The organism is Filimonas zeae, from assembly GCF_014641615.1.
Taxonomy (GTDB): domain Bacteria; phylum Bacteroidota; class Bacteroidia; order Chitinophagales; family Chitinophagaceae; genus Filimonas; species Filimonas zeae.
Genome location: NZ_BMIB01000006.1, coordinates 198,285 through 212,272 on the forward strand (window position 1 = coordinate 198,285; position 13,988 = coordinate 212,272).

Consider the following 13,988-nt stretch of genomic DNA (forward strand, 5'->3'; position numbering starts at 1 on the left):
AGTTAACACTTATCTCAGAGAGAATAATCTGTTGATTTCGTCAGGCTTTCCCATTCATGAAACGCTTTGTTGAGGGTTTCTGTTTTTTGCAATGCCCTGTCAAAAGCATCTTTACCCAGCAGCAGATAGAGTGGCGGATTTTGTTCTCCGGTAATAGCAATCATTGCTGCAGCTGCTTTTTCGGGGTCGCCTGCCTGCATACCATCCATTTGCAGATAACGGGCGTGCGACTTTCTCACTTCTTCATACGCTTCAATGGGTTGCTTTGTCATTACCAATGATTCGGGATTGAGGAAGCTGGTTCTGAATGCGCCGGGTGCTACTACGGTTACTTTTACGCCAAATGATTTTACATCAGCTGAAAGCACTTCAGACAAACCTACAATAGCATACTTCGCAGCAGCATACACCGCCCAGCCTGTGTTGGCAGTGAAACCGGCAATGGAAGAGATGTTGATGATGTGACCCGACTGCTGTTCGCGCAGGTAAGGCATTACTCTTCTTATTACATGCAGGGTACCGAATACGTTGATGTTAAAGCTATCGCGCGTTTCCTCATCTGTTAATTCTTCCACACTGCCACCAATGCCATAACCGGCATTGTTTACCACTACATCTATACGGCCAAAAGCTTCTTTAGCGCTTTTCACCGCCTGCGCTACTTCGCTGTCACTTGCCAGATTTACCTGTAAAGGAAGAAAATGATTGTTGTCGCCTACCGCTTTCAACAAGTCGTGTATGTTACGGGATGTTGCCACTACACGATGGCCTTGTTGCAGCAGCTGTTTTGTAAGACTCAGGCCCAGGCCTTTGGAAGCGCCTGTTATAAACCATACTTTACTGTTACTCATAGCTGGTGTATTTAAGGCAACAAAACTAAGGCAGGTTACAACGGCGACACTTGCGCTATTCAAAGCAATAGTTGCAAAATTCAAATCATAACGAACTGTACGGGTGATTTGTACAGCTGTTTTGTTCATGCGCATAGCTATGCCGATGAACAGGATAGGTATGCGCATGATCGGGATAGCTGTACCGGAGAGTGGGATAGCTGTACGGGCCATCCGTAGTGCTATGCCAATGAGTGGCACAGCACTACGACTCACCGGCATATATGTGTCGGTGAGCCATCTATATATACGATTCGCCCGCATAGCTATCCCGTTGAGTGGCATAGCTATCCCGATCATGCGCATAGCTGTGCCGATGAATGGGATAGCTATGCGCATGATCGGGATAACTTCCCAGATTTCCGGGGAAGTTGTGGGGATGATCGCCACAGATGCTAAATTCATCGCCACATCTATGGGGATGAATGCTACATATGCCAGAACGGTCACCACATCTATGAGGATCATCCCCATAGATGCAAAATTCATCGCTACAGATGCCAGATTCTTCCCCATATGCGGGGTGGCTTCCCAAAGCATACTTTATGCGTAGTGGAAAGCTACGGCGGCATTACGCCAGGCTACGAATAAAAATAAGATGGGAGATTTGTACAGGGCTGTATCGGGGAAAACGGGAACCCTATATAAAAAAATTCCCTGCTATGAATAGCAGGGACTTCAACCCTAAACCCTTAAAAAACATTGTAAAGGTAGTTTAATGTATTTTACAAATTATCTTTTTGTTGTTAAAAAACTGCTTAAAACTGCATAATCCGGTTTGTTACCCCATCTGTTTTACGTTGCCGGTACGCTTCAAAACACCCCAATGCTGCAATTCCCCCTTAATAGCCCGCAATAAAGAGCGGAATAATATTATCATTAAAAGCCATCTGTACACCAGACGCTGGGGTAACAACCACACTAATTGCCAGGGCTTTTCTTTCTCCAGCAAAAATGCGAACAGTGCAACAGCTGCATCTATAACGGTAAACAGCAGATAATATTTTCCTATGTTGCTTCTATTTGCGGTAAACAGGCCAATCAGCATGAAAAAATCGGCCAGCGGGGTGAAAAAAGGGATAACATACTTAAATAATAATATGTCAGGAAAAGCCACCCAGCCAAGCGCTTTGTAGCGGAAGTTAAACGTAATATCCTTGTTTTTCCATACAGTTTGCATTACACCAAAACTCCAGCGGAAACGCTGCTTCATAAACTGCTTTACAGTTTCCGGTGCTTCTGTGTAAGCAAAAGCATTGGCTTCGTTGGCAACCACATAACCTGATTTTAATATCCGGATGGTAATATCGCAATCCTCCGCCAGGGTATCGGTAGTAAATCCGCCTGCCATAATCAAAGCGTCTTTCCGGAAAGCACCTATAGCACCCGGCACCACGGTAATGGCATTGATATAAGCAAACGCCTTTCTGTCGAAGTTCTGGCTGGTAATGTATTCAATGCTTTGCCATCTGGTAAGCAGGTTCAGCGTATTACCCACTTTAACAGTACCGGATACGGCACCTACCATAGGTTGCCCCTGTTGCGCCGGCCGTAAAAAGTGCTGCATCAGCAAACGCACTGCATCGGGCCGGAGTTGTGTATCGGCATCAATACATACCACAAAATCGGCATGCGACTGTGAGATGCCGTAATTGAGTGCAGAAGCTTTACCCCCATTGGGCTTGGTAAATACCTTTACCTGCGTGTTGCCTGCAAACGCTTCTGATACTTTTTGCCAGGTAGCATCTTTACTACCGTCATCTACGAATACGATTTCGAAATGCGGATAGTTGCACAACAGCAGGTTTTGCAGTGAGCTTACAGCATTCACTTCTTCATTATACGCAGGCACAATAATGGAAACCAGCGGTAAATGTTGCTCTTCTATCGTTACCGGCTGTAACGCTTTCTCTTTTCTTTTCTGTAGTGTGGCCAGTATACCCAGGGTAAGTAAGCGTATGGCACTTACTGTAAGGAATACAATAAACAGGGTAAACAAAATGTGGCTTCCATAATAGATAAATTGCACCAGCAGGAAGTTGGATTGAATGATGTTATAACCGCTGCCTTTAGGAACAGGCGGCATCAGCTCGTCTTTGTTTTTCCCCAGTAAATCAGCTACCGTAGTAAAGGTGTAACCCTTAGCCCTGAAATACCGGATAATACGAGGTAGCGCCTGTACGGTTGCTTCACGCGGCCCGCCTGCATCGTGCAATAGAATTACATTACCCTTGTCCTGAAAGCGCACTACCCGGTTAAAAATGCTGTCAGCATTCAAGGTAGGGTCTATAGTAGCCTCCCAGTCGTTAGGGTCAATACTTTCTCCTATGGTTAAGTAGTTGCGGGTTCGGCTAAGCGCAACAGGAATCAGCTCTTCAATCGTTTCCGGCTCACTATCGGCATTGTAGGGCGCGCGGAACAGAATGGTGCTTCTGCCGGTAATACATTCCAGCAGCAGCCTTGTGGCATCCATTTCCAGAAAGGCCCTGCTCTCGCTTACCTTAGCCATATTGGGGTGCGTAAAGGTATGATTGCCTATTTCGTGCCCCTCTTTAAAGATGCGTTTTACCAGTGGTATGTTGTTCTCTGCTTCTAACCCTACGAGGAAGAAGGCTGCAGGTGCCTTATACTTTTTAAGCGTATCCAGTATCTGTTGGGTATATACCGGATCAGGACCATCATCAAAAGTAAGTACCATCTTCTTCCCGGTGGGCTTGCCCCATTTCTGCACCACGTACATGGAAGGCAGTGAGTCGTACCGCTGCTCACTGATGAGCATTTCTGTGGTATCTAACTCCGGCGTAATGTGTCCGGGGCGTGGTGTGGCAACTACGTCCAGCACTTCGCCTTCGCCTATATAGTCCACATCGTCAGAGCTTTCCACTCTGTTAAACTCACTGAAATCGAAATGCTTTAACGCGGACTTGGTCATAGCCTTATCGTAGAAATCCCAGATACGGCTATCCTCACTCCCCAAACGCCACAGGGCTGTGCCCGCCAGGCCGTACTCCGTAGCAAAACGCAAGGTGTTGAAGTTGGTGGCAGCATCGGTAGCGAATACGGTGTGTGGAATATTATTTTCATCTACATAGGAATAGGTAATATTATAAGTGTTGTTATCAAAGTCAATATTGGCTTTGCGCTCACGGGCAATGCTTAATGCTTCCTGATAGGTAACTGTAGCAGCATCTGAGCCTTTAGGCCAGTCGTAACCATAGCCTGCTATACACAATACAATTTTTTGAGAAGGCAGCTGTTTGGCAATATGATCTACGGCTGCTTCAATCCACTTCTGGCTGCTTACGGGGCCAGGGGCGGAGTTGGTGCTGAACTCATCATACGCCATGAGGAAGAGATAGTCGTTGTATTTAGCCAGGGTGGGATAATCATAGTCTTCATTAAAACAAGCCACATCCTGTGTAACCAGCAACCCTTTTGCGTGCAGTGCTTCATACAGCTCCTGCTGAAACAGAGCCAGCGGCTCGTTGGTTTCTTCCACCAGATCTTCAAAGTCAATATTCACACCCTGCATGTGATTGGCCAGCAGGAAGCGGGAGATGTCGTTAATCAGTCTTGCTTTTTTTGCAGGGCTGTGCAAGATGCGGTGTACCACATCGCCCCGGAATTTATCTGTAATAAAGTTGGTAAGCATGGGCATTACCTTAACGCCTGATTTTTTAATAAGGCTGAATGCTCTGGTATCAATATTAGTAACCAATGTATCTGCCACAGGGTCTAAGAAAAACCATTCAGGTATTACCAGGTTTACTTTGGTAATATTGCGGCGCAGGGAGAAGTAAGACTGCGCATCCCATGCCACATAGAAAGCAGCGCGTATACCCAGACTATCGCTGAACAAAGGCGAGTTGGATAAATCTACTTTCGCATTATGCTGTCCGCGCCCGCTGCCTTTGTGCCATTGCTTTTCAATAAACCCGCGGAAGCCGCGGTACTGCTTTCCAAGGTTGGATTCTTTGTAAAAAACGGGCTTATCCTGTAACGCATTTTTCAGCAACTCACTCTTATCACGCAATTGCGGCAGTGTAGGCATGTACGCGTTTTTGAGGGAGAGGTAGAGCACTATGCCCGCAAAAAGAAACAGAAAGAATAATATGCGACTACCCCATTTAAACCGCTGCCAGCGGCCGGGGCCTTTTGATTGAAAGATTTGTGCAGAAGGTTGTGGTTGATTCATACGTGTATGCAAGCTACATATCCGCCTGAACTCCGTACTTAAAATTTCATTGAGAATTACGCGAAAACAACAGAATCGCCGTTTTTTCCATCAACAGGTTATGATAATACTTCCTGCAATATTTCCAGGCTGCGCAGGGTTCCAAAGCCGGCCACGTGTAACGCAAAATACTGTTGCAGACTTTCCAGCAACTCGCGGCGCTGAAGGCGGGGCATGGATATAGTTTCGAGATCGTTATAAAACTGGATATTGCTGATGCGCGAAGCATAAGAGGCTGTTTCGCCACTGATGTGAAAGGGATGCATAGGCGCTTCAGCCATAAACATCCCTTCCTGCAAATCCAGCACGGGTGTTTGTTTGCTGAAAGCCCCCTGCAGCTGAAAACCCAACTCGCCCCCGAGGTGTAAAGTAAAGTACAAAGGCAGGTTGGCAACCAATAGCTCAGAACCTCTGTCCAGTTGCTTTAAAGTATCTTCTATCAGGTAAAACAATTCCGGGTTGGCTTCGGGTTCTTTTAAGCTGTGCTGTAGCAGCTCTATCACATACATGGCTACGGCATTGCGTACCACATCAAAAAACACTTTATCATACAGATAGGCCCAACCGTATTCTTTAATGAATTGCAGATGTTTCAGCTCGTTGTGGTACACTTCCATCTGCAATATGGCACCGGGTTGAAACAGGCCTGCTTTGCCGTACGACTTTTTAGTGGTTTGCCGCACGCCTTTTACCATATAGCTTTGTACACCAAACAACTCGGTATAAATACTGGCGATAACACTGGTTTCCCCGTACTTTACTGCTTTTAATACTATGCCTTTGGTTGCGTGTGTCATAATAAAAAAATCATTGAGCGGTATAGCCCAATGATTTTTATTTTAATAAACTAGTTGTTCTTAGTTTTCAAAGCTGCTGTAGAAATACGGCGTCTTGGCTTCAAACTCAGCGCTACAGGTGTCTACCATTTTGTATACACGGGTAATGCCTAAAGCTTTGCGCTTTTCGTACACCTGATCGTCGGAACAATCTGTTTTCAGCAGTTTTGCAATCTGATCATCGCTGAAGCCATTCTTTTTGGCATCTTTCAGCAGTTGCTCAGGCAGCGACTCCAGCGTATGTGTAGCAATTTCTTTTTCAATATCGCACAGCTGCTGAATCTGATAGATAAACCAGCGGTCGATATGCGTAGCCTGTACAATAGTTTTAACGGTAACACCCTGCATCAGCGCATCTTTAATACGGAAGATACGATCCCATTTCGGAGTCTTGATGTATTCAATCAGCTCATCGGTTTTCATCAGGCTTTTGCCATAGTAACCTAAGCCAATAGCATCATTCTCCAGGCTCTGACAGGCTTTCTGAATAGCTTCGGTAAAGCTGCGGCCTATGGCCATTACTTCACCCACGCTCTTCATTTGTAAACCTAAGGTATCATTAGCGCCTTTAAACTTATCAAAGTTCCAGCGTGGTACTTTTACAATTACGTAGTCCAGCGCAGGCTCAAAGTAGGCGGAAGTGGTTTTGGTAATCTGGTTTTTCAGTTCATCCAGGTTATAACCGATAGCCAGTTTAGCCGCTATTTTAGCAATAGGGTAGCCTGTTGCTTTGGAAGCCAGTGCAGAAGAACGGCTTACACGCGGGTTAATTTCGATAGCAATAAGTTCTTCCGTTTCAGGATTCAGCGAAAACTGTACGTTACAACCACCGGCAAAGTTGCCCAGGTCGCGCATAATATCGATAGCGGTATTACGCATCAGCTGAAAGGCGGTATCGCTCAGTGTCATAGCCGGCGCTACTGTAATAGAGTCGCCGGTATGCACCCCCATGGGGTCGAAGTTTTCAACGGTACATATAATTACCACGTTGTCTGCACTATCACGCAGCAGTTCCAGCTCAAACTCTTTCCAGCCCAGTACTGCTTTTTCTACCAGTACTTCGTGGATAGGAGAGGCACTTAAACCGCGGTTCAGCGCTTCATCCAGCTGATCTTTGCTGTGCACAAATCCGCCACCGGTACCACCCAGGGTAAAAGAAGGACGGATAACCAGCGGGAAGCCGATTTCCTGTGCAAACTCTTTTCCTTCCAGGAAGCTGTTGGCAGTTTTAGCCGGTGCAACGGGCACGCCCATTTTAATCATCCACTGACGGAACTTTTCGCGGTCTTCTGCTTTGTCAATGGCTTTAATATCCACACCAATCAGGCGGCAGTTGTATTTTTCCCAAACGCCTAATTCTTCTGCTTCCTTGGCAAGGTTTAAAGCAGTTTGTCCACCCATGGTAGGCAGTACCGCATCAATCTGGTTTTCTTCCAGAATCTGCTCAATACTTTCCACAGTCAATGGCAACAGGTATACCTTATCTGCCATCATAGGATCGGTCATAATAGTGGCGGGGTTACTGTTAATCAGTATCACCTTAATTCCTTCTTCACGCAAGCTGCGTGCAGCCTGTGAACCGGAATAGTCGAATTCACACGCTTGTCCTATTACAATAGGTCCTGAACCGATAATTAACACCGACTTAATTGAATTGTCTCTGGGCATGGTACTTGCTACTAGTGCGATTAATATTAAAAAGACAATTTACCCCGTTAGAGAATGGTAAATTCTGCTGCTGACCGGATAAATTGCGCAAAAGTAAGTTTTTGATTACAATTAGCCGGATAAATTTATTCTTAATGCTGAGATCTGCTGTTTTTTTCCTGCTGCTGGCCCATTATTCCCTTGTTCAGGCGCAGAGTGCCGGTGTGTTTCCCCAACAATATTTCCGCAACCCGCTGGGTGTGCCTATTGAGCTGAGTGCCAATTTTGGCGAGGTGCGTAAAGACCATTTTCATATGGGGCTGGACATACGTACCAGACAACGGGTTAACTTACCGGTGTATGCAGCGGCGGAAGGTTATATTTCCCGCATATCTATACAGCGTTACGGATATGGAAAAGCAATATATATTCAGCATCCGGAAGGGTATATTACTGTTTATGGCCACCTGAACGGTTTTTATGATACGCTGGACCGGTACATTGTTCAAAAGCAATATAAGGATGAGCAGTGGGAGCAGGATTTTTCGCTGCCGGCAGGGCTGTTCCCGGTTTCCAAAGGGCAGTTTATAGCCTTGAGCGGCAATACCGGTTCGTCCGGCGGGCCGCATCTGCATTTTGAAATACGCGATACCCGTACTGGCAACAACCTGAACCCCCTTTTATTTGGAATGGGGGTAGCAGATAATATTGCCCCTGTGCTGCAAGGGCTTTACTGGTACGACCGCCGATACAGCACTTACCAGGCCGGCGCCAAACGCATTCCTTTTACCGGAGCCAAAGGCAGCTATACGGTGAATGGCGGCGATACGGTGCGTTTAGGTTCGTCAAAAGTATCTTTTGCTGTGCGGGCAGAAGACCGTACCAACAGCTCTCCGTTTCTGTTTGGTATTTACGAAGCCAGTTTGTGGATGGATGACAGCCTGCGCTGCGATTTTCAGATCAACAACTTCTCCTATCCCGATAGTCGCTATGTAAACGGCAGTATAGATTACAATGTATTTCTGCAAAGCGGGCAGGGTATACAGCATTTGTCTCAATTACCGGGCAACCGCCTTTCTGTATACAACACAGATGATGCACGGGGTGTGATACCGTTTACCGATACGCTGCCGCACACCGTGCGTATGGTATTAAGAGATGTAGCGGGTAACAGTACGGTGGTGCAGTTTGTAGTACGGTACGACCCTGCACTGGAAGAGAACCTGTTTTTTACCATGAACAGTGTGGCGTTTCCGCCAGGCCAGGCGCGGCAGTTAAAAGAACAGCAGGTAGATGCCAGCTTTAGCGAACTGGCGTTTTATGATATGGTTCCGTTTGTTTTATCCGGGCAACCGGCAGGCAGCTGGCCACAGGCTTCCGGGGCTGCAGGGCTGCACAATGCCACCGTACCTGTGCATGATAACTATACGGTGCAATTGCCGGTAAAGCCTGAGATGGCGGCGTATGCAGACCAGCTGCTGATGCAACTGGAGAGCGGCCGTTATAAGCTGATACAAAAAGCCAAACCGGCTGCTGCGGGCTGGTATAAGGGTTCTTTTAACCGTTTGGGAACGGTACAATTGATAGCCGACACGGTTGCCCCTACCATTGCCACTTATGGATGGAAGAATGGGCAAACGTTTACCAACCAAGCCAACTTACATATCCGTTGCAACGACAATAATGGCGAGGTACAGCATTTTCGTGCTTTGCTGGATGGGCAATGGCTGTTATTTACCCATAGCACCAGCGATTATATCTATACCTTTGACGGGCATTGCGGTATTGGCCCCCATACGCTTACAGTTTCTGTACAGGATGTGGCCGGCAATACCACTACCAAAGAATTTCAGTTTACAAAAAAAGCACCCACCAATGGCGGCAATAAAAGAAGGAAGTAAAGCGCCGGATTTTACCGGTACAGATCAGAACGGCAATACCGTATCGCTGAAAGATTTTAAAGGCAGTAAAGTGGTTCTTTATTTTTATCCCAAAGACGATACGCCGGGATGTACTGCCCAGGCCTGTAACCTGCGCGATAACTACAGCCATCTGCTGAAAAAAGGTTTAAAGGTGATTGGTATAAGCACTGATAGCGTAAAAAGCCATAAGAAGTTTGAAACCAAGTATGAGCTGCCTTTTCCGCTGATTGCAGATGAGGACAAACAGATTGTGGAGCAGTACGGGGTATATGGCGAGAAAACTTTTATGGGTAAAACCCACATGGGAACTATCCGCACTACTTTTTTAATTGATGAGGAAGGTAACGTGTTTAAAGTGCTGGATAAGCCGGATACCAAAAACCAGACAGAGCAGGTATTTGAAGCCTGGGGCATTTAACCCGGCTTACGGATTATTCAATATCCACTGCACCTCGCCAAATTGAAAATATGGTTGCATGGCTTCCTGTACCCACAGTAAGCCATGCTTATCTACCCTGTCTATTACACATTCAAACACCTCATCGCCTTTACGCAGGCTTACTCTTTCTCCCCTTTTAAACAGAACGGCGTTGTATTGTTCCAGTATATGGACTTCTTTTTCTTCATTATTGATACTCTGCTGCAATTGCTGAAAGCGCTTTTGCAGGCAGGCGCAGAGTTCCTTTGCAAGAGTTACGGTATGGAAAGTTTTGCCGGTAATCTGCCTTAACGATACCACATTGGGCATGTTTTCAAAGGCCGCCTGGTTAATGTTTACGCCCATTCCGGCCACAGCCCACTGCCAATTCCGGCCTTTTATACTGTTTTCTATGAGCAGGCCCGCTGCCTTTCTGTCACGCCAGTAAATATCATTGGGCCATTTCACGCGTGTTTCGTCCAGCGCATGGTGGCTGAAAAAATCGTAAGCTGCCAGCGCCACCGTTGCGCTGAGCAAAAACTGCCGGGAAAGCGGTAAGCTACTGGTATCCAGCAGTACAGACAGCAAAATGTTCTCAGAACGCGCTGCTTTCCATACCTTTCCGCGCTGTCCTTTGCCGGCAGTTTGCTCGTGTGCAAACCACGCACTGCCATGTATTCCGGCACCTTTTTGAACAATGCCCATGGCATAGTTGTTGGTACTGTCAACGCTGGATAATTCTGTAAAAGGTTCCCCAATTATTTGATTGGCATGTGAAGGAGGCAAAAGAATTATTATTTTTGACGAGGCGAAACTACAATTTATTCATTTTAAACTTGTTTGATTATTGGCACCATTATCCGTTTTAGCTGCACGCCCAAAAAGCAACGTTACTGCGCTCACCAGGAATTCTAAAATATTCAAGACTATTATAAAGGCCATCCACGACAAAAAGGGTGAAAATATCATTTCGCTCGACCTTAGGAAAATACCTGAGGCTGTAGCGGATTTCTTTATTATATGTGAAGCCACCAGTACCACGCAGGTAAAAGCAATCAGCGATAATATTGAAGTGGTGCTGAAGGATGAGTTAGGAGAAACGCCATACAAGCATGAAGGTCACCAGGCCCTGCAATGGGTAATTATTGATTATGTAAACATTGTGGTGCACGTAATGCAACCCGATACCAGAAAATTTTACCGGCTGGAGGAGATGTGGAGTGACGCCGCCGGTATGGAACATGCTGAATAAACACTTATCTGACTCAAACCTTATTAATACAATTTTAGCTTTAGCAAGACCGTATGGCACAAGATGATAAAAAAATAACTCCTGGTTTTTCGGGAGGGGGAGATGACAAGGGACAAAGACGAGGGCCTAGATTCAGCATATACTGGATATACGCTATAATAGCCGCGATCTTAATTGGCTATCAGGTATTAAGTCTGAACACCGCCAGTACCCAAAACACCACTGAGCAGGAATTTAAGCAAAAAATGCTGTTGCAGGGTGACGTAGCTAAACTGGACATTATCAGTAATAAAAATCTGGTTCGCGTTCACATAAAAAAAGACAGCATCCGTAAGGCTTTTTATGCGGAAAAATTCAAGCGTACCAATGCTGCTGAAAACGTAAAAGGGCCTCAGTTTGAGTTTAAGGTAGCTGATATGAAAAGCTTCCAGGACCGGCTTGCTGACTTTTACAAAACTTATCATATTGCGGAAGCAGAAACTTTCGTAACCGATGAGGGAGAGTGGTACGGACCTGCTTTTCAGGCACTGCTGACCATTCTGGTGTTTGCCGGTATATGGATACTGATGATGCGCAAAATGGGCGGCCCCGGTGGCGGTGGCGGTCCGGGTGGCATTTTCAACATCGGTAAATCCAAAGCACAGCTTTTTGAAAAAGGTACCAAAGTAAATATCACTTTCTCCGATGTTGCCGGTTTGGATGAAGCCAAGCAGGAGGTAATGGAGATTGTGGATTTTCTGAAGAATCCTAAGAAATATACCGCACTGGGTGGTAAAATACCTAAAGGTGCCTTGCTGGTAGGCCCTCCGGGCACCGGTAAAACCCTGCTGGCGAAAGCTATGGCGGGTGAGGCACAGGTACCCTTCTTCAGCATGAGTGGCTCTGACTTTGTGGAATTGTTTGTGGGTGTGGGTGCCAGCCGTGTACGTGACCTGTTTAAGCAGGCACGCGAAAAATCTCCCTGTGTAATATTCATTGATGAGATTGACGCTATTGGCCGTGCACGTGGCCGTAACGCCATTATGAGTAATGATGAGCGTGAAAACACACTGAACCAGTTACTGGTTGAAATGGATGGTTTTGGTACAGATAGCGGTATTATTATATTGGCTGCTACCAACAGACCAGACGTACTGGATAGCGCTTTACTGCGTCCGGGCCGTTTTGACAGACAAATCAGCATTGACCGTCCGGATGTAAAAGGACGTGAAGCCATATTTAAAGTGCATCTGAAGCCTATTAAAATTTCTCAGGCACTGGATATACATAAACTGGCAGAGCAAACTCCTGGTTTTGCAGGTGCGGATATTGCCAACGTATGTAATGAAGCGGCACTGATTGCAGCCCGTAAAGGCAAAGACGCTGTGGAAATGAGCGATTTTCAGGATGCGATTGACAGGGTAATTGGTGGTTTGGAGAAAAAGAACAAGATTATTCTGCCGGAAGAAAAAGAAATTATCGCTTATCACGAAGCGGGCCATGCTATTTGTGGCTGGTATCTGGAACATGCTTATCCGCTGTTAAAGGTTACCATTGTACCACGTGGTACTGCGGCTTTAGGTTATGCGCAATACACTCCGAAAGAGCAGTATCTGTACAATACCGATCAATTGACTGATCAGATTTGTATGACACTGGGTGGACGTGCCGCGGAAGAAATATTCTTTGGTAAAATATCTACCGGCGCATCCAACGATCTGCAGCAGATTACCAAAATGGCTTACTCTATGATTACCGTATACGGTATGAATGATAAGGTAGGAAACATCAGCTACTACGATCCGCAGGCAGAGAATACGTTTACCAAGCCTTACAGCGAGGAAACCGGAAAACTGATTGACGACGAGGTAAGAAAACTGATTGAGTCAGCCTACGTTCGCACCAAGAAGCTGTTAACAGAGAAAAAGGCACAGGTAGAAATTCTGGCCAAGCAACTGTTAACAAAAGAAGTATTGTTCCAGAGCGATGTGGAAATACTGATTGGCAAACGCCCTTATGAAGATAAAAAGCCCCTGGATATAGATCCTGAAAGCAAACATCCGGAGCCGGGTGCTATCAGCGAAGGCGTTCCTCCTTATGATGGTGGTTTGAATAAACTGCCCGTTGAAGAAAAAAACGAGGATTAGATATAAGATGAAAGTTTCTCCTTCAAAAGAAAACATTCTGAAAAAGATAAGACAGGCACTGAGTAATCCGGTGCCTGTTCCTTTTCCGCATAGTGAGGGCGCAGAAGCGGTGTTTAACCCATCGCAGCAGGAACTGGAGATTGAATTTGCAGAAAACTTTACCGGCTTGCAGGGTCGCTTTGCTTTTTGTGAAAATGAACAGGAACTGGTAGCGCAGCTGCATGCGCTGATTACTGCCCGCGAATGGAAGCAGGTATACTGCCGGGAAGATGCCTTAAAGGCCACTTTACAGCAGAACGGCTTTGCCGATCCGATGCATGCACCTAATACCTACGCCAGTGATGCTGCTATTACCACCTGTGAATGGCTGGTTGCCCGAACAGGCAGTATTATTATGAGCAGCGCCCAGCAAAGTGGCAGAACTACCAGCGTATACACGCCGGTACATATCTGCATTGCCTACACCAATCAGTTGGTATATGATATAAGAGATGCGCTGCACAATATGAAAGAACAATACCCCAACATACCTTCCCTGATTACACTGGCTACCGGTCCCAGCCGTACAGCGGATATTGAAAAAACGCTGGTTACAGGTGTTCATGGCCCTAAAGAAGTGTTCTGCTTTCTGGTAGAAAGGGCTGTGCCATAGCGGGTTATTTT

General features: G+C 46.1%; 11 protein-coding genes. 6 read left to right on the forward strand and 5 right to left on the reverse strand.

All coding sequences use genetic code 11. The features are described 5' to 3' along the window. Window positions 1-14: 14 nt before the first annotated feature. Window positions 15-851 carry an oxidoreductase gene (locus IEY13_RS26930; protein ID WP_188958323.1) on the reverse strand — a complete coding sequence of 279 codons (837 nt, stop codon included), beginning with the start codon at window positions 849-851 and terminating at the stop codon, window positions 15-17. A 127-nt stretch (window positions 852-978) separates the two neighbouring features. On the opposite strand from IEY13_RS26930, the gene IEY13_RS26935 reads away from it, so the two are divergent. Continuing rightward, complete coding sequence (locus tag IEY13_RS26935) at window positions 979-1,443, forward strand: hypothetical protein (RefSeq protein ID WP_188958325.1); 465 nt, start codon at window positions 979-981, stop codon at window positions 1,441-1,443. 228 nt (window positions 1,444-1,671) lie between these two features. On the opposite strand, the gene IEY13_RS26940 is transcribed toward IEY13_RS26935, so the two are convergent. From IEY13_RS26940 to carB, 3 genes are all read right to left on the reverse strand, one after another. Beyond that, complete coding sequence (locus tag IEY13_RS26940) at window positions 1,672-5,085, reverse strand: trifunctional glycoside hydrolase family 18/polysaccharide deacetylase/glycosyltransferase family 2 protein (RefSeq protein ID WP_188958327.1); 3,414 nt, start codon at window positions 5,083-5,085, stop codon at window positions 1,672-1,674. A 98-nt stretch (window positions 5,086-5,183) separates the two neighbouring features. Then, window positions 5,184-5,921 (reverse strand): DNA repair protein RecO, encoded by a 738-nt coding sequence (gene recO, locus IEY13_RS26945; protein WP_188958329.1) that lies wholly within the window; start codon window positions 5,919-5,921, stop codon window positions 5,184-5,186. Window positions 5,922-5,981: 60 nt separating this feature from the next. Beyond that, window positions 5,982-7,628 carry a carbamoyl-phosphate synthase large subunit gene (gene carB, locus IEY13_RS26950; protein WP_188958336.1) on the reverse strand — a complete coding sequence of 549 codons (1,647 nt, stop codon included), beginning with the start codon at window positions 7,626-7,628 and terminating at the stop codon, window positions 5,982-5,984. A gap of 134 nt (window positions 7,629-7,762) precedes the next feature. On the opposite strand from carB, the gene IEY13_RS26955 reads away from it, so the two are divergent. Together IEY13_RS26955 and bcp are read left to right on the forward strand one after the other, a co-directional pair. Further along, window positions 7,763-9,508 (forward strand): peptidoglycan DD-metalloendopeptidase family protein, encoded by a 1,746-nt coding sequence (locus IEY13_RS26955; RefSeq protein WP_188958338.1) that lies wholly within the window; start codon window positions 7,763-7,765, stop codon window positions 9,506-9,508. Next, a complete protein-coding gene (gene bcp, locus IEY13_RS26960; RefSeq protein WP_188958340.1) occupies window positions 9,483-9,947 on the forward strand; it encodes a thioredoxin-dependent thiol peroxidase in 465 nt (154 codons plus the stop codon). Before IEY13_RS26955 ends, bcp begins: the two co-directional genes overlap by 26 nt. Before the next feature lie 6 nt (window positions 9,948-9,953). Here the strand turns inward: bcp and IEY13_RS26965 are convergent, their stop codons facing one another. Then, on the reverse strand, window positions 9,954-10,733 hold the full coding sequence (locus IEY13_RS26965; protein WP_262891996.1) for a biotin--[acetyl-CoA-carboxylase] ligase: 780 nt from the start codon (window positions 10,731-10,733) through the stop codon (window positions 9,954-9,956). A 61-nt stretch (window positions 10,734-10,794) separates the two neighbouring features. On the opposite strand from IEY13_RS26965, the gene rsfS reads away from it, so the two are divergent. The 3 genes from rsfS to IEY13_RS26980 are packed head-to-tail and all read left to right on the forward strand — an operon-like array spanning window position 10,795 to window position 13,977. Then, a complete protein-coding gene (gene rsfS, locus IEY13_RS26970) occupies window positions 10,795-11,199 on the forward strand; it encodes a ribosome silencing factor (RefSeq protein WP_188958349.1) in 405 nt (134 codons plus the stop codon). Window positions 11,200-11,252: 53 nt separating this feature from the next. Beyond that, window positions 11,253-13,325: an ATP-dependent zinc metalloprotease FtsH gene (gene ftsH / locus IEY13_RS26975; RefSeq protein WP_188958354.1), complete on the forward strand. Its 2,073-nt coding sequence runs from the start codon at window positions 11,253-11,255 to the stop codon at window positions 13,323-13,325. Between the two features lie 7 nt (window positions 13,326-13,332). Next, complete coding sequence (locus tag IEY13_RS26980; protein ID WP_188958356.1) at window positions 13,333-13,977, forward strand: LutC/YkgG family protein; 645 nt, start codon at window positions 13,333-13,335, stop codon at window positions 13,975-13,977. The last annotated feature ends 11 nt before the right edge of the window (window positions 13,978-13,988 follow it).